This is a genomic window from Nocardiopsis sp. iso_237 (assembly GCF_056173345.1).
In genome coordinates this window covers 5,188,134-5,207,543 of the sequence record NZ_CM149669.1, presented here as the reverse complement: position 1 = coordinate 5,207,543, position 19,410 = coordinate 5,188,134, and the positions used below count along the sequence as shown (strand labels likewise).

Sequence of the window (19,410 nt, the reverse complement as noted above, 5' to 3'; positions counted from 1 at the left end):
TCGAGCCCTCCCTCCCCCCTCGGACACTCCCGCAGCCGCCCCCGTTCCGGCGCGCCCGTCCACTGAGCCGCCCCGCCGAAGGAGTCAGTCATGCCCACGCTCGTTGCCGTGCCCACCCTCACCAGGAACGAGGACGGTGTTCTCGCGAGGGTCCCGGACGAGTACCGGCACTACTTCAACGGCCGTGTCCCGGTCCCGTTCACCAAGCGCCGCTGGGAGTTCGCGGGTGAGCCCGTCAGTGTGCCGATGGTCCGCGCCTTCCTGGACACCTGCGCGGCCGGACGGGACTCGGACTACCGGTACGTCCTCACCCTGCTCGGCGCCGAGCTCGCCACCAACGCGATCCGGCACAGCAGGTCGGGGGAGCCGGGTCAGAGCTTCGTGATCCGGGTGGACCGGGGGCCGAACGGGCTGACGGTCACCTGTAGGGACAACGGGACGCCCCTCAACGCGCTGAGAGACGAGGGGGGCCAGCTGTTCGCGTCGCCCCCCGAGGACCGGCTCACCGCCGAGGACGGGCGGGGGCTGGCGCTGATCGACAGCTTCGCCACCACCTGGGGGGACAACGGGCACCCCAGTATCCGCAAGGTGTGGTTCCACCTGGCCTACGACATGACCGGGAGCTCCTGGCCCGCCGCCTGACCTGGTGCGGAGGGGCCCTTGCCAGTCGGGGTGACGCGTGCCACCATCTCCTACCTGTAGGTAGCCATGTGGCGTGGGTCACGTGTCCACCCCGACCGCTCCGCCGCCCCCGCGGCCCTCCCCCCAAGGTGCCCCCATGGACTCCGCCCTCACGACGATCGGTCTGCCGGTCGCCCTCGGCGTCATCATGCTCGGACTGGGCCTGTCCCTGACCGTCCGGGACTTCACCCGGCTGCTCTCCATGCCCTGGACGATCGTCCTGGTGCTGGGCTGCCAGATCGTCCTGCTGCCACTCTTCTGTTTCGGCCTGGTCCTGCTGTTCGTCACCCGCTTCGACCTCTCGCCGCTGCTGGCGGTGGGCATGATGATGATGGCCGCGTCCCCCGGCGGCACCACCGCGAGCCTGTACAGCTACCTGTTCAAGGGGAACGTCGCGCTCAACATCTCGCTGACCGCGATCAACTCGCTCACCGCGATGGTGACCCTTCCGCTGATCACCGGCTTCTCCCTCGGCTACTTCACCGAGGGCGGCTCCATCGGACTCCAGACCGACAAGATGGTGCAGGTCTTCGCGGTCATCCTGGTCCCGGTCGCCCTGGGCATGCTCGTCCGCGCGAAGCTGTCCTCCTTCGCGGAGCGCATGGAGAAGCCGGTCAAACTCGGCTCCGTCCTCGTGCTGGTCGCCGTCATCGTCGGCGCCATCGCCGCCGAGTGGGCCAACCTGCCGGAGTACATCGTCTCGGTCGGCCTGATGGTCCTGGTCTTCAACGTGGTCAGCCTCGTGATCGGCTACTGGGCGCCGCGCCTGGTCGGTACCGAGCGCCCCGAGGCCGTCGCCTCCTGCATGGAGATCGGCCTGCACAACACCACGCTGTCGCTGACCATCGCCGTGACCGTCCTGAACAGCACCGAGATCGCCATCCCCTCGGCGGTCTACGGCGTGCTGATGTTCTTCACCGCGGCGGCGGCGGGCGCCCTGCTCAACCGTCGCGGTGCCCGTGAGGACCGAGCGGCCCAGGCCGTCTGATCCGTCCCACCCGGCCCGGGCGGAGCCGCGCCGCTCCGAGCGGCGCGGCTCCGGCCTCAGGCGCGGTGGCTCAGGTAGGCCAGGACCGCGCGCACCCTGCGGTGGCCGCTGTCCGTGGGGGCCAGGTCCAGTTTCTGGAAGATGTTGCCGATGTGCTTGTGGACCGCGTTGGTGGTGACGACCAGCCGCGTGGCGATCTCACCGTTGTCGTGCCCCTCGGCCATGAGCGCGAGCACCTCGCGCTCCCGGGCGGTCAGGGTCTCCAGCGGGTCCCGTCTGCGCGAGGTCAGCAGCTGCTGCACCACCGACGGGTCCATCACCGTGCCGCCCCCGGCGACCCGGTCCAGCGCCTCCACGAACTCGCTCACCCGGCCCACCCGGTCCTTGAGCAGGTAGCCGACCCCGCCCTGGCCGTCGGAGAGCAGCTCGCCCGCGTAGTCGCGCTCGACGTACTGGGAGAGCACCAGGACGGGTAGTCCCGGGTGGGCGCTCCGGGCGGCGATGGCGGCGTGGATGCCCTCGTCGCGGAAGCTCGGCGGCAGCCGCACGTCCACCAGGGCGAGGTCGGGGCGGTGCTCGTCCACGGCCGCCGCGAAGGCGGGCACGTCCACGGCGACGGCGGCCACCTCGTGCCCCCGGGTGGACAGCAGCAGTTTGAGGCCTTCGGACAACAGCACGTTGTCCTCCGCGATCACGATCCGCACGGCAACTCCACCCTGATCGTCGTCGGTCCCCCGGAGGGGCTGCTCACGGTCACGCTCCCGTCCAGGGCCGCGGCCCTGCGGCGCAGCCCCCGGACCCCGCTTCCGGCGGTCTCGTCCACGCCGCCCCGCCCGTCGTCGGACACCTCGACCCGCAACAGGGCGTCCTCCCGGGTCAGGCGGACGGAGATCGTCTCCGCCCCGCTGTGGCGGACCGCGTTGGTGACGGACTCGGTGACCGCGTAGTAGGCGGCGGTCTCCACCGCCACCGGCAGGGTGCCGGGGTCGGCCACGTCCAGCCGCACCGGCAGGGTGGTGCGTCCGGCGAGCGCGGTGAGCGCGCCGGGCAGGCCCCGGTCGGCGAGGATCGGGGGGTAGATGCCCCGGATGACGTCGCGCAGCTCGGTCATCGCCTCCTCGGTCCCGCTGTGCGCCTGTTCGAGGAGGGTGGCGACCGCCGGGTCGGAGGCGGCCTCCTTCGCCACGCCCAGCTGCATGGCGATCGCCACCAGGCGGGCCTGGGTGCCGTCGTGCAGGTCGCGTTCGATCCGCCTCAGCTCGGCGCCGTGCGCGTCCACCACCCCGGCGCGGGTGCGCTGGAGCTCGTCCACTCGGTGCGCGAGCACCTCCTGCTCGGAGGGGGCCAGGGAGCGCACGCACATCCGGGAGTACGCGTCGGCCATCGGCACCATCGCCCACCTGAGGAAGGCCAGGCCGAACGCGAGCTGGAGGACGGCGGTGACCACCGCGATCCCCCATCCGTCGACGGTGAACCCGAGCTGCGCGAGCCGGTCGTCGGCCGGGAACGCCCACCACAGGAGTGACAGCGCGGAGTTGAGCACCATGCCGGGGCCGAGCAGGGCCAGGCATCCGAGCAGGACGCTCACCAGGGAGAAGAGCGGCATCCACAGGAGTACCCGGTGGGTGGCGGGGGCGCCGAGCAGTGCCCGGAGGCCGCTGTCGGCGGGGCCGGGCAGGTCGGGGATGTCGACCCCCAGCCACCGCGCGGCGCGCCGCCGGTGCGAGTCGGCCCACGCGGTCACCAGGCGGACCCACCAAGAGACCAGGAAGGTACCGACCCCGCTGAGGGGGAGGGCCAGCGCCACCACCAGGGTCAGGGGTGCCATGACGAGGGTGAGCAGGCCGGCTCCCAGCGCCGCCAGCAGGAGGCCGCACGCCCGTATCGGCCGATCCCACACCTTCCGCATTCCGTGCTCCTCAGCCGAGTGTCCGTGACGGCGTCGGTCCGCCGTCACGGACCAGTCTGGGGCACCGGCGGACCGGGGACACTACAGCTGGCTACCGGAAGGGGGGAGGGTCAGTCGTCGTCCCCGTCGTGCCCGTCGTCGCCGGTGAGGGCGTCCACGGCCACGGCGACCGCGATCACCAGGGCGGGGTCCCCGGCGAGGTCGCGCCGGTGGGTGTTGACGTCCACCGCGTAGGTGTCGCGCATCCGGAACCACTTGCGGGAGACGACCGCGACGGTGCCCTCCTTGTCGCTGATCGAGTACTCCTTGTCGAAGAAGCTCCCGACCACCTCCCAGTCGTGACCGTCCGCGACCTCCACGTTCAGCTTGTCCCGGACGGGGTTGAACAGCCGCTTGCGGACGGTGGCGACGGTGGTGCCGTCGTGCTCCACGCGCATCTGGTCGCGGACCTTGAAGAGCTTCTTGCGGATCACCATGAGGACCTCGCCCTTCGGGTCCTTGAGCTCGAAGGTGGTGCGCAGTCTCAGGGCCTTGCCGTCCACCCAGAACACCTTGGCGCCCTGTTCGTCGGTCACCCAGAAGTCGTCGCCGATGTCGAACACGCGTTCACGTACCAGAAACTTCATGCCCCGACGGTAGGGCATAGGCCGGTCTCGGCCACACCTCACCGCTGTGGGCGGGCCGGGTGGCCGTGATCGGGCGTGCCCCCCCCGCCTCAGCGCCGCGTCCCCTGGCGCTGGGACAGCCAGATCGCCAGGACCACCAGCACGCAGCCGCCCAACTGGACGGGTGTGACCCGCTCGCCCAGGAAGACCGCGCTCATGGCCACCGCGAGCACCGGCGGAAGCACCAGGATCGCCGCCCCCGTGCTCGCGGTCAGCCTGGGCAGCGCCGACCCCACCAGCAGCCAGGTCAGCACCTGCCCGGTCAGCGCCAGCATCGCCAGCCACAGCCACGCCATGGCGTCCAGCGAGGCCAGGTCGATCCCGCTCCACAGCGCGCCCAGCACACCGGCGGCCAGCGCGGCGGAGGCGGTGGAGACGCACACCGGGGTCACCGTGTGCCCCTGGCCGCCGCCGAGCCGGGACAGGAAGAGGTAGCCCGCGTAGGTCACCCCGGCGGCACAGCCGTAGAGCAGGCCGAGCCAGGGGTCGCCCCCGGGGGCGGCGCCCGTGCCCGGACCGACCACCCCGGCGGTCAGGGCCACCCCGGCCAGCATCACGGGGACCGCGAGCAGGAACCGCAGCGGGGCCCGGTCGCCCAGGAACACCCACGCCAACAGCGGGAAGACCACCACCTGGATGTTGAGCAGCACGGTCGCCATCCCCGCGCCCACGTGCTGGATGCTCGCCACCCAGAACACGTAGTCCACACCCAGCAGCAGTCCCGCCACCAGGTCCAGTCCCACCAGGCGGAGCGCCCGGGGGCCCACCCGGCGGACCTCCACCAGGGCCATCGGGACCAGGACGAACAGCGCCAGCGCGCACCGGAGGAAGGCCGCCGTCCCGGTGTTGGCGCCGGACAGCTTCACGAACACCCCCGTGGCGGAGGTGGTGGCCGACCCCACGACGGCCAGGACCACGGGGTTGGCCCGGTCCAGCACCGACCCCTGATCCGTCCGCCTCGTGTCCGTTCCCGCCACTGGTCCCGCGCCCCCTCCGTCACCGCCGACCCGCCGCGCACGGGCCACAGGTCCAGGGTGACGCCTCCGACCCAGAAACAAAAGCGATGATTTGTCGCAGGTAATCGGTAGTGTTGCTTACGTGTTCAGCTTGGAACGACTCAGGGCGCTGGCCGCCGTGCGCACCCACGGCTCCATCGCGCGCGCCGCACGGGTCCTCCACGTGACGCCGTCGGGCATGTCCCAACAGCTCGCCAAACTGGAGCGGGAGGCCGGGCAGACCCTGCTCGAACCCGAGGGTCGCACCGTGCGGCTCACCCACGCGGGCCGGGTCCTGGCCGCGCACGCCGACCGGGTGCTGGCCCAGGTCAGCGAGGCGCAGACCGACCTCGCCGCCCTCGACCGGCAGATCCTCGGCCCCCTGCGCCTGGGCGGTGTGGGCAGCGCCGTGCGCAACCTGCTCCCCGGCGCGCTGTCCGCACTGCTCACCGCACACCCCCGGCTGGTCCCCACGGTCCGCGACGGCGAGGTGGTCTCCCTGATCCCCCCGCTCCTGCGCGGCGAACTGGACCTGGTCCTGGCCGAGAGCTGGTCCAGCCGCCCGGTCGCGCTGCCCGCCGGGGTCCGTACCGTGGAGCTCCTGGAGGAACGCGTGTGCCTGGCGCTGCCGGGGGGCCACCCCCTCGCGGACCCGGCCCCCGTCGACCTCGCGTCGCTGGCCGCACCCGGCGGCCTGCCCTGGGCCAGCTGCCCGGCGGGCACCGAGCCCTACGAGGCGATCCTCCAGGCCCTGCGCTCCCGAGGCGTCGAACCCGACATCAGGTACACACTCGCCGAGATCCCCTCCCAGTTGGAACTGGTGGCCTCCGGGCTCGCCATGGCACTCGTCCCCGACCTCGGCCGACGCACCGCACCCGAGGGTGTGCTGTTCCTGCCCACCGACCCGCCTCTGCGTAGGACGATCAAGGCGGTGTGGCGGGCCGACGCCGAGACCCCGGCGATCCGCGCCTGCGTCACCGCGCTCACCGAACACACGGTCCCACCCCGCACCGAACCGAGAACACGAGGAAACACGTGAACACTTCCTGGCACACCCGGCCCATGGCCGCCTTCGACGTCGAGACCACCGGCCTGGACGTCGAGGGCGACCGGATCGTCACCGCGGCCCTGTGGCGCATCGACCCCGCCAACCGGACCAAGGACGTCACCACCTGGCTGGCCGACCCCGGGATCGAGATCCCGCTGGAGGCCACCGAGATCCACGGCATCACCACAGAAAGGGCCCGCACCGAGGGGCGCCCCGCCGCCGAGGTGGTCACCGAGATCGCCGCCGCCCTGGAGGCGGTCATCGCGGAGGGTCTGCCCGTCGTGGTCTACAACGCCCCCTACGACTTCACCCTCCTCGACCGCGAGCTCGCGCTCCACCGCCCCGGCCAGCCCCTGGCCGCCCAGCCCCTGGTGGTGGACCCCCTGGTCCTGGACAAGCAGGTGGACACCTTCCGCCGCGGCTCGCGCAAACTGGTCGACGTCTGTGCCCACTACGAGGTCCCCCTCGCCCAGGAGGAGGCGCACGGGGCGGCCGCCGACGCCCTGGCCGCGGCCCGCCTCGCCTGGAAGATCGCGGCCAACCACCCGGAGATCGCGGCGCTGACCGCCGAGGAACTGCACGCCGCCCAGATCACGTGGAAGTCGGAGCAGTCGGCCAGCTTCCAGGAGTACCTGCGCCGCCGGAACCCCGAAGCGGTGGTGGACGGCTCCTGGCCGCTGATCCCCGCCTGAGCGCGCCGTCCCGACCCCGAGAACACGAAAAGACCGGCGGGACAGTGTCTCCGCCGGTCTTTCCTCGCTGTGCCCCCTGGAGGATTCGAACCTCCGCACCCGGCTCCGGAGGCCGGTGCTCTATCCCCTGAGCTAAGGGGGCGCTGCTGCGAGAACAACTGTAGCAGGGGTTCCGGGAGGGTTGACCACCCGAGCGCCGGACCCGCCTCCGGCCCCCCTCAGATACTGGATTCCAGTGGTGCGGCCACGCTCGGCGGCGGTAGTGTCACGGGCGTGAACGCCCTTCCCGCACGGGTTCTCGTCGTCGAGGACGACGAGGTCATCCGCGAACTCATCCGCCTCAACCTCGAACTGGAGGGGTTCGAGGTGTTCACCGCCATGGACGGTCAGGACTGCCTGGACCGGGTCGGCCACGTCGACCCCGACGTCATCACCATGGACGTGATGATGCCCCGCCTCGACGGGTGGTCCACGGTCGAGCGCCTGCGGTCCGACGGTTTCGCGCGCCGCATCGTCATGGTGACCGCCCGCGCGCAGGCGGACGACCGCCGACGCGGAGAGCGGATCGGTGTGGACGACTACCTGACCAAGCCCTTCGACCCCGACGAGCTGGTCGACCTGATCCGGGCGCTCCTCGGGGAGGGTGACGGCGGGATCGGGGGAGCGGCGTGACGCCCCGGAAACTGGAGACCCTCGTCCGCAGGGCCGCCCTGGGCGCCTTCGGGCTCGGCGACGCCGACGTCCCCCACGTGTGGCCGCGCGCCGACCACGCCGCCGAGGGCACCGACGCCGCGATCGCCCTGGCCCCCCGCCTGGTCGGCCGGGTCAGGGACGAGCTCCCCCGCGGCCGTGAGGACTCCCACCGGCTCATGGTGTCCGAACGCATCGTCGCCAGGATCGAGGACATGGCCGACGAGGGCGATCCCGACGCCGGATTCGCGCGCGTCCACGCCGACCGGCGCGGCTTCGCGAACTTCACCTTCACCTGCGAACAGCGCCAGAGCCTCCTCGACGCGGCGGCGGACGGGCCCCGCTACCTCACCGGCCGGGCCTGGACCGGGACGGGGGAGTGGCCCCGCTCCGACCTGCACGAGGCCGGACCCCTGGCCCAGGCCCGCCGCTACGCCCGCGCCGACGCCCGAGCCCGTATCGCCATGGCCGTGGAGGGGGACCCCCCGCCCGGCCCCGAGGGCGAGGTCTCCTGGCGCGACCGCTACCTCGACACCGACCAGTCCGCGCTCTTCACCCCCTCGGGACGCGCGCTCGGCCGGATCGGTGAGGCCAGCGCCCGCGTGGCCTTCTGCCGGTCGGTCCCCGAACGCCCCAGGGAGAACGAGACCACCGGCCGCGACCTGCCGGTGCTGCCCTCGGCGGAGAACGCCGGATCCTGGGTCCGGCTCACCGACGCCAACCCCGCCTTCCGGCTCCGCTACGCCCACGCCCACGCGCTGACCAGCACGCGCTGGGCGGAGGAACAGCGGGCCGCCACCGGACGGGGTTCCACACGGACGCGCTGCCACCACGCACACGGCGCGAAGGTGCGCGGACTCCTCTTCGACGGCCCCAGCGTCCTGGACACCGCGGCCCGCCGAGAGGAACCCCATATCCTGGTGAGATACCTGGAGGCACTGACCAGTGCCTACGATGAGTGGCGGACCGGTTCCACCGCCGGGGCCGAACCGGCCTCGGAGCCGGAACCGACCTGGGCCGCGCTCGACCCCGCGCTGCCCGCCGCCGTCGCCGGTGTGGTCGGCACCGGACTCTTCCTGCTCGGAGTGTCAGCGCCCACAAGGCTGTAGACACCCGAGGCCGTGAACCCCCGGTGGGGCCAGCCCAACCCCTGTGTTCCGATCGGCTTGGTGGACAATGGGCGGAGCGACCGCCCCGACCCCCCGCGCCGCACCGAACACAGCACAGCCAAGACGCACCAGCAGTCCCAGCCGAAAGACCGTCATGAGCCGCTACGCCCACCCCGCCGGATCCCGCCACGCGGAGGTCCTGCCGGAGGAGAACCCGCCGCTGCCGCCCGAGGACCTCAACGCCCTCAACCCGCGGATCTGGCCCGCCACGGCGCACCGCTCCGACGGTGAACTCACCGTCGGCGGCGTCGGTGTGCGCGCGCTCGCGGCCGAGTACGGCACCCCGCTCTTCGTCATGGACGAGGAGGACTTCCGCGGCCGTGCCCGCGCCTACTCCACGGCCTTCGCGGACGCCGACGTCTACTACGCGGGCAAGGCCCTGCTGAACAAGGCCGTCGCCCGCTGGGTGGTCGAGGAGGGGCTCAAGCTCGACGTGTGCTCCGGGGGCGAGCTGGCCGTGGCCCTGGCCGCCGGGGTCCCCACCGACCGCGTCGCCATGCACGGCAACAACAAGTCGGTCTCCGAGCTGCGCCGCGCCGTGGAGGCCGGGGTCGGCCGGATCATCCTGGACTCCCTCGACGAGATCGACCGCCTGGAGGCGGTGGCCGCCGAGTCCGGCGCGCACCCCCGGGTGCTCATCCGGGTCACCACCGGCGTGGAGGCGCACACCCACGAGTTCGTCGCCACCGCGCACGACGACCAGAAGTTCGGCTTCGCGCTGAGCACCGGCGCCGCCGCCGAGGCGGTCCGCCGCGTCCTGGCCGCCGACCACCTGGAACTGGTGGGCCTGCACTCGCACATCGGCTCGCAGATCTTCGACACCTCGGGCTTCGAGGTCGCCGCCCGCCGCGTCACCCGGTTCCTCACCCGGATCCACGAGGAACTGGACATCACCCTGGCGGAGCTCGACCTCGGCGGCGGCCTCGGTATCGCCTACACCGCCGGGGACGACCCGCTCGACCCCAGGACCATCGCCGCCAGCCTCACCGAGATCGTGCGCCGCGAGTGCCAGGACGCGGGGCTGCCCATGCCGCGCATCGCCGTGGAGCCGGGGCGCGCCGTGGCCGGTCCCGCCGGGATCACCGTCTACGAGGTCGGCACCGTCAAGGACGTCGAGGGCATCCGCACCTACGTGAGCGTCGACGGCGGCATGAGCGACAACATCCGCACCGCCCTCTACGGCTCGGAGTACACCAGCCAGCTGGTGTCCAGGGAGAGCGACGCCGAGCCGATGCTCTCCCGCCTGGTCGGCAAGCACTGCGAGAGCGGTGACATCATCGTGCACGACCTCCACCTGCCCGCCGACCTGCGGCCGGGCGACCTGGTGGCGGTCGCCGCCACGGGTGCCTACTGCTACTCCATGGCGAGCAACTACAACCACCTGCCCCGCCCCGCCATGGTGGCGGTCCGGGACGCGAACGCACGGGTGATCGTGCGCAGGGAGAACGAGGAGGACCTCCTCCGCCTCGACGTAGGCTGAACAGTCCGCCCTCCGGGCGCCGCACCGGCGCCCGGCTCGGACACGAGAGAAGTGGGAGTCACGCCCAAATGGCGATGAAGGTGGCGCTGCTCGGATGCGGCGTTGTGGGTTCGGAAGTCGTCCGCCTGGTCAACGAGCAGTCCGAGGAACTGGCCGCGCGGATCGGCACGCCGATCGAGATCGGCGGCATCGCGGTCCGTCGGCTGGACCGCGACCGCGGCGTCGACCCGGCGCTGCTGACCACCGACGCCACGGCGCTGGTCACGCGCCCGGACATCGACGTCGTGGTGGAGGTCATCGGCGGGATCGAACCGGCCCGTTCGCTGATGCTCGCCGCGATCAAGTCGGGCAAGTCCGTGGTGACGGCCAACAAGGCCCTGCTCGCCGAGGACGGTCAGACGCTCCACGCGGCTGCCCGCGAGGCCGGGGTCGACCTCTACTACGAGGCGTCCGTGGCCGGGGCGATCCCGCTGCTGCGCCCGCTGCGCGACTCCCTGGCCGGGGACCGGGTGAACCGGGTCCTGGGGATCGTCAACGGGACCACGAACTACGTGCTGGACCGCATGGACTCCCTGGGCTCGGGGTTCACCGAGTCCCTGGAGGAGGCGCAGACCCTCGGTTACGCCGAGGCCGACCCGACCGCCGACGTCGAGGGCTTCGACGCCGCGGCCAAGGCCGCGATCCTGGCCCGGCTGGCCTTCCACACCCAGCGGGTGACCGCCGCCGACGTCCACCGCGAGGGCATCACCGGGGTGTCGGCCGCCGACATCGCCAGCGCCCGCGCGATGGGCTGCGTCGTCAAGCTCCTGGCGATCTGCCAGCGCTCCGAGGACGGGACGTCCGTGGGCGTGCGCGTCCACCCGGTGATGCTGCCGGTCGAACACCCCCTGGCCAGCGTCAAGGAGGCCTACAACGCGGTGTTCGTCGAGGCGGAGTCCGCCGGGCGCCTCATGTTCTACGGGGCCGGTGCCGGGGGGACTCCCACCGCCAGCGCCGTCCTGGGCGACCTGGTGGCGGTGGTCCGCAACCGTTTGGCCGACACGTCCGTGTCCGAGGGCGCGCACGACACGGGCCTCCCGGTGCACGACATGGGCCACACCATCACCAGCTACCACGTCGCGCTCGACGTGGCCGACCGCCCGGGTGTGCTCTCCAAGGTCGCGGAGATCTTCGCGGACCACGGGGTGTCCATCAAGAACGTGCGCCAGGAGGGGACCGGGGACGACGCCCAGCTCGTGCTGGTCAGCCACCCGGCGCCCGACTCCGCCCTGAGCAGCACCGTCGAACAGCTCAGCGCGCACCCGATGGTGCGCGACGTCGCCAGCGTGATGCGCGTGGAGACCTTCCAGGACTAGGGCGCCGGCCCGGGTCGCACCCGGGCCGGAATGTCCACATTGTGAGAACAACATTCCCGAGATGCAAGACGGCTCGGGCTTGGTCATAGACTCGTGGCTGGTGGGACGGATCGCTCCGCGACGCCCGCCACATCCCCACGCGCGCCGGTCCGGCCGCGCGTCAACAGAATCCACCCGAAAGGGACACCGTCGTGAGCATGACACGGGCGTGGCGAGGCATCGTCGAGGAGTACCGCGACCGCCTTCCCGTCAACGAGAACACCCCCGTCGTCACCCTCCAGGAGGGCGGCACTCCGCTGCTGCCCGCCACGCGCGTATCCGAGCTCACCGGATGCGAGGTCCTCCTCAAGGTCGAGGGCCTCAACCCCACCGGTTCCTTCAAGGACCGGGGCATGACCATGGCCATCACCAAGGCCGCCGAGGACGGCGCCAAGGCCGTCATCTGCGCCTCCACCGGCAACACCAGCGCCAGCGCCGCCGCCTACGCCATCCGCGCGGGCATGACCTGCGCCGTGCTGGTGCCCCAGGGCAAGATCGCCATGGGCAAGCTCGCCCAGGCCCTCGTGCACGGCGCCCGCCTCCTCCAGGTGGACGGCAACTTCGACGACTGCCTGGAGCTGGCCCGCAAGCTCAGCGTCGACTACCCGGTCGCCCTGGTGAACTCGGTCAACCCCTACCGCCTCCAGGGGCAGAAGACCGCCGCCTTCGAGATCGTGGACGCCCTCGGGGACGCCCCGGACATCCACTGCATCCCGGTCGGCAACGCCGGCAACATCACCGCCTACTGGATGGGCTACACCGAGTACGCCAAGGACGGCGTCTCCACCAAGGCCCCGCGCATGTTCGGCTTCCAGGCCAGCGGCTCCGCGCCCATCGTCGACGGCGCCCCGGTGACCAGCCCGAGCACCATCGCCACCGCGATCCGGATCGGCAACCCCGCCTCCTGGAAGCTCGCCGAGCAGGCCCGCGACGAGTCCGAGGGCCTCATCCACAAGGTCACCGACCGGCAGATCATGGCCGCGTACAAGCTCCTCGCCGCCGAGGAGGGCGTGTTCGTCGAACTCGCCTCCGCCGCCAGCGTGGCCGGGCTCCTCCAGTCCGCCGAGGCCGGACTGGTCCCGAGGGGCAGCCGCATCGTGTGCACGGTGACCGGAAACGGCCTCAAGGACCCGGACTGGGCCCTGGCCGGAGCCTCCTCGGCCACCACCGTGCCCGTGGACGCGCTGGCCGCTGCCAAGGCCCTCAGCCTGGCCTGACCCCATCCGCAGCCCCATCAGGCGAAGAGTCGACCGGAAGTCCCAGCCCGGACACGGGGCTGATCGGGTGCCTCCGTTCCGGGAGGCGCCCGTTCAGGGACCTCCGTAGCTGACCGGACGTCTCAGCTGACAGACGAATCGCGCCTGCTCACCCGTGAACCGGATCGAGCGCTGACGGGGTCTCCTAGGCCACAGCCGTGGATCCTGCACGTTCACCTGAGCCGCAGAGGTGTGCTGGCCGGGCCAGCTCAGCCAGAGGTGTGAGTCGGCCCGTCCGCCTCGGCCACAGGTGTGATTCCCGCCCGAACACCCCTGCCGCAGGGGGGTGCCCCGTTCGAGCGCCGGAGAGGGTTCTGCAGGAGGAGTCGAGCCGCTAGCGAGGAACGAGCGTCAGGCGTGGACGACGACGAAGAATCCCTCTGCAAAGGCGCCGAACCCGGGCCGAAGCGAAGCGGAGGCCCAAAGTGGTACAGCCGAACCCCGGGCCGAAGCGAAGCGGAGGCCCAAAGAAAGCAGGAAAAGGAATGACCCCACCACGCGTGTCCGTCCGGGCCCCGGCCACCAGCGCCAACCTCGGTCCGGGCTTCGACGCCCTCGGTCTGGCCGTCCGGCTGTACAACGAGTTCCACGTCGAGCTCCGCACGGACGGCGAGCTGCACATCCGTGTCGAGGGGGAGGGTGCGGGCGAGGTGCCGCTCGACGGACGCCACCTCGTGGTCCGGGCCATGCGGGAGGCCTTCGACCGGGCCGGGGAGAAGCTTCCCGGGCTGGACCTGCACTGCGTGAACGGGATTCCGCACGCGCGCGGGCTGGGGTCCTCCTCGTCGGCGATCGTGGGCGGGGTCGCGGCGGCCTCGGCGCTGCTGGGCCGGTCCGGTCCCGGGGGCGGGCCGGACCGGGAGTGGATCTACCAGGTCGCCGCGGACATCGAGGGCCACCCGGACAACGTGGCGCCGTGTGTCCACGGCGGTTACACGGTCGCCTACCGCGACGGCGGATCCTGGGGCGCCGCCCGGCTGACTCCGGACCCGCGGGTGCTGCCGGTGCTGTGCGTGCCCGGGTGGCGGCTGTCCACCGAACGCGCGCGCGGGCTCCTGCCGGAGTCCGTCTCCCACGCGGACGCCGCCTTCAACGCGGGGCGCGCCGCGCTGATGACCGCGGCCGTTTGTGGCCAGACCGAATCCCTGTACGCGGCCACCGAGGATCGGCTACATGAGGCGTACCGGGCCCCGGCGATGCCGCGTACCCTGGATCTCATCCGTGACCTGCGTGAACACGAGAAACTTCCGGCGGTGGTCTCCGGTGCGGGCCCCACGGTGCTCGTTCTGTGCTCCGTTTCGGAGGGACACGCGCGGGCGGATTCACCGGAAATCACCCGACAGGTTGATTCGATTCGCCTGCGGGCGGGTAATGATTGGGACATACGCCCCCTGCACATCGAGCCGGTGGGGGTGCGGACCCCATCTCCCCATCCGTAGCATCTGTGTCGAGGAATAGCCGTGGCCTCTGGTGATGTTAGGCTTGGTGAAGCACCAGATGCCCCGTTGCGGGGCGTGTGCTCATCCGCCACAACGGCTTCCGCGTCTCATACTCCGGCGGTCCGATCTCTCGACCTGTTGGAAGCGGTGGCCCAAGTGTCGATCCAGCGGATCTCCCGCTGTGCCCACGTCTCCCGAGTACTCTCCTCCGTCATGGTCGAGTGTGTCCTCAGGGTAGACAGGCAGTACCTCCGAGCCACTCGCCCCGACGTCTGGCTGTACCCAGAGCCCGCCGCGATTGGGTAGGGGACCGTCTTCGCCGGTTTCCGACATCCACGTGGGGCACGCCCTACCCGGCCCCTGCCGGTTCGCACCACCGGGCCGGCCGCTCAAGCAATCCGCTGACGGCCGAAGCCCGCTCCTTGGGAAGGACCCTTAGTGAGCGACACCACCGAACTCCGAACGGACGCGGCGGTCGACAGCAAGAAGAGCGCCGACGCCTCCTCGGAGGCCGGCGAAGCCACGACCGCAAGGTCACGCACGGCCTCGCGCGGTACCGGGCTCTCCGCCCAGAAGCTCCCCGAGCTCCAGAAGCTCGCGTCGAGCATGGGTATCACCGGCACGGGGCGCATGCGCAAGAGTGACGTCATCGCCGCGATCGAGGCCAAGCAGGGCGGCCCGGTCGGCGGACCGTCGACGGCCAAATCCGCAAAGAAAGCCGACACCGCCCCCAAGGCCGGTAAGGTCGAATCAACTGACGGCCCGGCCGAAGCCCAGTCTCCCGCCAAGTCGGGCACGGACGAGGCACCGCGCAAGAGCGCCGGTGAGCGGTCGTCCGACCAGGCCGTGACCGAGACCCAGGGTGGGAAGGGCGAAAAGCCCTCCCGTAACCGCCGCTCGTCCCGCAGGCGCGGCGACGAGTCCGGTGACCAGACCCGCTCGGTGGACGGCACCGACTCCTCTACCTCCGCGAGCAGCGTGACCAAGACATCCAGCACCCCCCAGAAGAACGGCCCCGACTCCGAGGACCGTGACACCAGGTCCGGGCAGGGTCGCGAGCGCCAGCGCAACCGTCGCAACCGCAACCGCGGCGGTGACGACCAGAACGCGAACAACAACTCCGAACGCCAGCAGGGCGGCGGCGGTGGCGGCGGCCAGAACCAGGGCGGCCGCGGCAACAGCGGGAACAACAACGACGACGACGACTTCGGTGGCGGTCGCCGCCGCGGGCGCCGTCGGGACCGCCGGGACCGTCGCGGCGGACGCGGAGGCGGCCAGGAGCCGGAGCCGGTCATCGGTGAGGACGACGTCCTGCTGCCGGTCGCGGGCATCCTGGACATCCTGGACAACTACGCCTTCGTCCGCACCACCGGCTACCTGCCCGGGCAGAGCGACGTGTACGTCTCCCTGGCCCAGGTGCGCAAGCACGGACTGCGCAAGGGCGACCACATCATCGGTGCGGTCCGCCAGCCCAAGGACGGCGAGCGCCGCGAGAAGTTCAACGCCCTCGTGCGTCTGGACTCGGTCAACGGCATGTCGCCGGACCAGGCCCGCGGCCGTCAGGAGTTCTCCAAGCTGGTTCCGCTCTACCCCCAGGAGCGTCTGCGCCTGGAGACCGAGCCGAACATCCTGACCACGCGCATCATCGACCTCGTCGCGCCCATCGGTAAGGGCCAGCGCGGTCTGATCGTCTCGCCGCCCAAGGCCGGCAAGACCATGGTGATGCAGTCGATCGCCAACGCGATCACCGAGAACAACCCCGAGTGCTACCTGATGGTGATCCTCGTGGACGAGCGTCCCGAGGAAGTCACCGACATGCAGCGCACGGTCAAGGGCGAGGTCATCCACTCGACCTTCGACCGCCCGGCCGAGGACCACACGGTCGTCGCGGACCTGGCGATCGAGCGGGCCAAGCGGCTCGTGGAGATGGGCATGGACGTGGTCGTCCTGCTCGACTCCATCACCCGTCTGGGCCGCGCCTACAACCTGGCCGCCCCCGCCAGCGGACGCATCATGTCCGGTGGTGTGGACTCCACCGCCCTCTACCCGCCGAAGCGCTTCTTCGGCGCGGCCCGCAACATCGAGGGCGGCGGCTCGCTGACCATCCTGGCGACCGCGCTGGTCGAGACCGGCTCGCGCGCCGACGAGGTGATCTTCGAGGAGTTCAAGGGCACCGGCAACATGGAGCTCAAGCTCAACCGGTCCCTGGCGGACAAGCGGATCTTCCCGGCCGTGGACGTGGACGCCTCCAGCACCCGTAAGGAGGAGATCCTGATGTCGCCGGAGGAACTGAACGTCGTCTGGAAGCTCCGCCGGGTGCTGCACGCCCTGGACACGCAGCAGGCGATCGAGCTGCTCCTGGACAAGATGAAGGAGTCCAAGAGCAACGCCGAGTTCCTCATGCAGATCCAGAAGACCACGGTGGGCCCCGAGCGCTCGTAGCCGCTTCGGAGTCCGTCTCACGAGGGCCCCCTTCCCGGGTTCGGGGAGGGGGCCCTTCGTGTGTCCGGGGTGCCTCCGCAGGGGTGGTTTCCGGAGCGCGGAAGCCGATGATCACCGATGTGTCTCGGATCACAGTGGGGGGCTGGTGGGTGTCGGTCCGCGAACGTAGGGTCACGCGGGCCAGAGTGCACACCCCCTACCAGGGAGCCGCCTGGATGGACAACCTCGCCCTGCTCAGCCTTCTCGCGCTCACCCCGATCCTGGTCGTCGGAGTCCTGCTCGTCGGGTTCCGCCTCCCCGCCATGTACGCGATGCCCGCCGGATACGTCGTCGTGGTCACGATCGCCGTCCTCTTCTGGCGGACCGAATGGGCGACCGTCGCCGCCTCCACCCTCCAGGGCCTGATCCTCGCCGCGGGCCTGCTCTACATCATCTTCGGCGCGCTGCTCCTGCTCTCGACCCTCACCAGGAGCGGGGCGGTCGCCACCATCCGCCGGACCTTCACCGACATCACCCCCGACCGCCGGATCCAGGCGATCATCATCGGCTGGCTGTTCGGCAGCTTCATCGAGGGCGCCTCCGGGTTCGGCACCCCCGCCGCCGTGGTCGCCCCCCTCATGCTCGCCCTGGGCTTCCCCGCCATGGCCGCGGTCATGGTCGGCATGGTCATCCAGAGCACCTCGGTCAGCTTCGGCGCGGTCGGCACCCCGATCCTCGTCGGCGTCGGCGGCGGCCTGGAGGGCGGCGGAGGGGTGGAGGCGCGTGCGTCCGAACTCGGCATGAGCTTCCCCGAGTACGTCACCGAGATCGGCTTCCAGACCGTCCTGCTGCACTCGATCACCGGGACCCTCGTCCCCGTACTCATCTGTTGCATGCTCTGCGGTTTCTACGGCGGGAGGCGGCGCTTCTCCGACGGTCTGGAAGTGTGGCGGTTCGCGCTCTTCAGCGGTTTGGCCCTGACCGTCCCCTCCCTCCTGTACAACTACTTCCTCGGCGTCGAGTTCACCAGCCTCCTCGGCGGACTCACCGGCCTGGTCATCGTCGTGCTCGCCGCCCGTCGGGGCTTCCTCATGCCGAAGCGGGTCTGGGACTTCCCGCCCCGGGAGGACTGGCTGGCCCGCTGGACCGGGCGGATCGAGTCCGGCGGCGCGGAGCGGACGGCCGACACCGGCCGACGCGTCGGCTTCCTCAACGCGTGGGCCCCCTACCTCCTGGTCGCCGCCCTGCTCGTGGCCACCCGCACCGTCGAGCCGGTCAAGGACTGGCTGTCCGGCGTCACCGTGGGCGCCACCGACATCCTCGGCACCTCGATCGGGGACTCCGTGGCCCCCCTCTACTCGCCCGGCGCCACCTTCGTCCTCGTCTGCCTCGTCACCTACGGCCTGCACCGGATGCGGCCGCGGGAGATCCTCGACTCCTGGCGGACGGCCGCCTCCCAGCTGGCCGGTGCCGCCGTGGCCCTGCTCTTCGCCGTGCCCCTCGTACGGGTCTTCATCAACACGGGGACCGGGTTCGGCGCGACCGACCTGGAGAGCATGCCGCTCACCCTGGCCACCGGGGCCGCCGAACTCGGCGGCCAGCAGTGGCCACTGCTGGCTCCCTGGATCGGTGCCCTGGGTGCCTTCGTGGCCGGGTCCAACACCGTCTCCAACCTGATGTTCTCCCTGTTCCAGCACTCCACCGCCGAACGCATCGGGGTCCCGCCCGAGAACGTCGTCGCCGCCCAGGCCGCCGGTGGTGCGGCGGGCAACATGATCACCGTGCACAACGTGGTGGCCGCCTCCGCCGTGGTCGGCCTCGCCGGGAGGGAGGGCGACATCCTCCGCCAGACGGTGTTCCCGCTGACCTACTACCTGTTGACGGCGGGTTCCCTGGCCTACCTGTTCATCCACGGGCCCGGTGCCAACGCGGGACTCCTCATGCTCTGCCTCACCCTCGCGGCCACCGGCGGCACCCTGGCGTGGCTGTGGCGCCGCGACCGCCGTGAGTCCGCGGCGGTCGGGACACCGGGCGCGAAGACGCCGGAAAGGGGGCGGGAATAGGTACTGGTCCCGGCACGGTTGATGGTCTGGCAAACTGGTATCAGGGAACGGCCGTCCTCCCGAGGGGGAGTGCACGCCGCCCTCTTACCTGGATCGCCGCGACACCGGTTCGCGCATGGTCAACGAACGCCGCCCCACCCCCGACGGTGGTGCGGTCGTCATGCGTCCGGCGGTCGCGCACTAGCAAGGAGACACACATGCAGGCCGACATCCACCCCGAGTACGTCCCGACCGAGGTGACCTGCACCTGCGGGGCCCAGTTCGTGACGCGCAGCACGGTTTCCGAGGGCAAGATCCGCGCCGACGTGTGCTCCGCGTGCCACCCCTTCTACACCGGCAAGCAGAAGATCCTCGACACCGGTGGCCGGGTCGCCCGCTTCGAGAAGCGCTTCGGCAAGCGCAAGTAGCGCTGCCCGTCGCCCGGTGGTGCCGCCCCTCCCAGGAGCGGGCGGCACCACCGGGCATCCAGGCGGTTCCCCGTACGGGGGAGACGGACAGGGCGAGCGACAAGACGGGAACG

General features: G+C 71.3%; 17 protein-coding genes and 1 tRNA gene. 13 read left to right on the top strand and 5 right to left on the bottom strand.

Translation table 11 applies throughout. The features are described from left to right. Nucleotides 1-90: 90 nt before the first annotated feature. Nucleotides 91-642, top strand: a complete 552-nt coding sequence (locus tag AC0VYM_RS23490) for an ATP-binding protein (RefSeq protein ID WP_475455635.1) — start codon at nucleotides 91-93, stop codon at nucleotides 640-642. A 136-nt stretch (nucleotides 643-778) separates the two neighbouring features. Then, nucleotides 779-1,669, top strand: coding sequence for a bile acid:sodium symporter family protein (locus tag AC0VYM_RS23485; RefSeq protein WP_475455633.1), 891 nt, complete (start codon nucleotides 779-781; stop codon nucleotides 1,667-1,669). Between the two features lie 56 nt (nucleotides 1,670-1,725). Here AC0VYM_RS23485 and AC0VYM_RS23480 read toward each other — a convergent pair whose 3' ends face one another. The 4 genes from AC0VYM_RS23480 to AC0VYM_RS23465 all read right to left on the bottom strand — a co-directional run bounded on the left by AC0VYM_RS23480 (nucleotide 1,726) and on the right by AC0VYM_RS23465 (nucleotide 5,220). Next, nucleotides 1,726-2,373 carry a LuxR C-terminal-related transcriptional regulator gene (locus tag AC0VYM_RS23480; protein WP_475455631.1) on the bottom strand — a complete coding sequence of 216 codons (648 nt, stop codon included), beginning with the start codon at nucleotides 2,371-2,373 and terminating at the stop codon, nucleotides 1,726-1,728. Continuing rightward, entirely contained in the window at nucleotides 2,361-3,578 is a 1,218-nt protein-coding gene (locus AC0VYM_RS23475) for a sensor histidine kinase (protein WP_475455629.1), read from the bottom strand. The genes AC0VYM_RS23480 and AC0VYM_RS23475 overlap by 13 nt, the downstream gene beginning before the upstream one ends. A gap of 110 nt (nucleotides 3,579-3,688) precedes the next feature. Next, on the bottom strand, nucleotides 3,689-4,204 hold the full coding sequence (locus AC0VYM_RS23470; RefSeq protein ID WP_475455627.1) for an LURP-one-related/scramblase family protein: 516 nt from the start codon (nucleotides 4,202-4,204) through the stop codon (nucleotides 3,689-3,691). Nucleotides 4,205-4,293: 89 nt separating this feature from the next. Beyond that, nucleotides 4,294-5,220 (bottom strand): DMT family transporter, encoded by a 927-nt coding sequence (locus AC0VYM_RS23465; RefSeq protein ID WP_475455625.1) that lies wholly within the window; start codon nucleotides 5,218-5,220, stop codon nucleotides 4,294-4,296. Between the two features lie 121 nt (nucleotides 5,221-5,341). Between AC0VYM_RS23465 and AC0VYM_RS23460 the strand changes: the two genes are divergently transcribed. Together AC0VYM_RS23460 and AC0VYM_RS23455 are read left to right on the top strand one after the other, a co-directional pair. Then, entirely contained in the window at nucleotides 5,342-6,277 is a 936-nt protein-coding gene (locus AC0VYM_RS23460; RefSeq protein WP_475455623.1) for a LysR family transcriptional regulator, read from the top strand. Further along, nucleotides 6,274-6,978 (top strand): exonuclease domain-containing protein, encoded by a 705-nt coding sequence (locus tag AC0VYM_RS23455; RefSeq protein WP_475455621.1) that lies wholly within the window; start codon nucleotides 6,274-6,276, stop codon nucleotides 6,976-6,978. Before AC0VYM_RS23460 ends, AC0VYM_RS23455 begins: the two co-directional genes overlap by 4 nt. A 70-nt stretch (nucleotides 6,979-7,048) precedes the next feature. On the opposite strand, the gene AC0VYM_RS23450 is transcribed toward AC0VYM_RS23455, so the two are convergent. Continuing rightward, nucleotides 7,049-7,120, bottom strand: a tRNA-Arg gene (locus AC0VYM_RS23450). 131 nt (nucleotides 7,121-7,251) lie between these two features. Here AC0VYM_RS23450 and AC0VYM_RS23445 point away from each other — a divergent pair. The 9 genes from AC0VYM_RS23445 to rpmE all read left to right on the top strand — a co-directional run bounded on the left by AC0VYM_RS23445 (nucleotide 7,252) and on the right by rpmE (nucleotide 19,297). Then, nucleotides 7,252-7,650, top strand: coding sequence for a response regulator transcription factor (locus AC0VYM_RS23445; protein WP_378740634.1), 399 nt, complete (start codon nucleotides 7,252-7,254; stop codon nucleotides 7,648-7,650). Further along, a complete protein-coding gene (locus tag AC0VYM_RS23440; protein WP_475455619.1) occupies nucleotides 7,647-8,777 on the top strand; it encodes a DALR anticodon-binding domain-containing protein in 1,131 nt (376 codons plus the stop codon). The genes AC0VYM_RS23445 and AC0VYM_RS23440 overlap by 4 nt, the downstream gene beginning before the upstream one ends. Nucleotides 8,778-8,931: 154 nt before the next feature. Beyond that, nucleotides 8,932-10,317, top strand: coding sequence for a diaminopimelate decarboxylase (gene lysA / locus AC0VYM_RS23435; RefSeq protein WP_475455617.1), 1,386 nt, complete (start codon nucleotides 8,932-8,934; stop codon nucleotides 10,315-10,317). Between the two features lie 68 nt (nucleotides 10,318-10,385). Next, a complete protein-coding gene (locus AC0VYM_RS23430; RefSeq protein ID WP_475455615.1) occupies nucleotides 10,386-11,672 on the top strand; it encodes a homoserine dehydrogenase in 1,287 nt (428 codons plus the stop codon). A 197-nt stretch (nucleotides 11,673-11,869) separates the two neighbouring features. Continuing rightward, nucleotides 11,870-12,928: a threonine synthase gene (thrC, locus tag AC0VYM_RS23425; RefSeq protein WP_475463187.1), complete on the top strand. Its 1,059-nt coding sequence runs from the start codon at nucleotides 11,870-11,872 to the stop codon at nucleotides 12,926-12,928. Nucleotides 12,929-13,467: 539 nt separating this feature from the next. Beyond that, the gene (thrB, locus tag AC0VYM_RS23420) at nucleotides 13,468-14,406 is read left to right on the top strand and encodes a homoserine kinase (protein WP_475463185.1); all 939 of its coding nucleotides are present in this window, start codon (nucleotides 13,468-13,470) and stop codon (nucleotides 14,404-14,406) included. Nucleotides 14,407-14,844: 438 nt separating this feature from the next. Further along, nucleotides 14,845-16,848 carry a transcription termination factor Rho gene (rho, locus tag AC0VYM_RS23415; RefSeq protein WP_475455613.1) on the top strand — a complete coding sequence of 668 codons (2,004 nt, stop codon included), beginning with the start codon at nucleotides 14,845-14,847 and terminating at the stop codon, nucleotides 16,846-16,848. A gap of 215 nt (nucleotides 16,849-17,063) precedes the next feature. Continuing rightward, nucleotides 17,064-18,890 (top strand): L-lactate permease, encoded by a 1,827-nt coding sequence (locus AC0VYM_RS23410; protein ID WP_475455611.1) that lies wholly within the window; start codon nucleotides 17,064-17,066, stop codon nucleotides 18,888-18,890. Between the two features lie 197 nt (nucleotides 18,891-19,087). Next, a complete protein-coding gene (gene rpmE, locus AC0VYM_RS23405; RefSeq protein ID WP_475455609.1) occupies nucleotides 19,088-19,297 on the top strand; it encodes a 50S ribosomal protein L31 in 210 nt (69 codons plus the stop codon). The last annotated feature ends 113 nt before the right edge of the window (nucleotides 19,298-19,410 follow it).

Bases quoted from the DNA above. Each gene is read 5' to 3' on its own strand.
- lysA (WP_475455617.1), top strand. From the start codon at position 8,932: ATGAGCCGCTACGCCCACCCCGCCGGATCCCGCCACGCGGAGGTCCTG.
- rpmE (WP_475455609.1), top strand. From the start codon at position 19,088: ATGCAGGCCGACATCCACCCCGAGTACGTCCCGACCGAGGTGACCTGC.
- thrC (WP_475463187.1), top strand. From the start codon at position 11,870: ATGACACGGGCGTGGCGAGGCATCGTCGAGGAGTACCGCGACCGCCTT.
- AC0VYM_RS23490 (WP_475455635.1), top strand. From the start codon at position 91: ATGCCCACGCTCGTTGCCGTGCCCACCCTCACCAGGAACGAGGACGGT.
- AC0VYM_RS23470 (WP_475455627.1), bottom strand. From the start codon at position 4,204: ATGAAGTTTCTGGTACGTGAACGCGTGTTCGACATCGGCGACGACTTC.
- AC0VYM_RS23475 (WP_475455629.1), bottom strand. From the start codon at position 3,578: ATGCGGAAGGTGTGGGATCGGCCGATACGGGCGTGCGGCCTCCTGCTG.
- AC0VYM_RS23430 (WP_475455615.1), top strand. From the start codon at position 10,386: ATGGCGATGAAGGTGGCGCTGCTCGGATGCGGCGTTGTGGGTTCGGAA.
- AC0VYM_RS23485 (WP_475455633.1), top strand. From the start codon at position 779: ATGGACTCCGCCCTCACGACGATCGGTCTGCCGGTCGCCCTCGGCGTC.
- AC0VYM_RS23410 (WP_475455611.1), top strand. From the start codon at position 17,064: ATGGACAACCTCGCCCTGCTCAGCCTTCTCGCGCTCACCCCGATCCTG.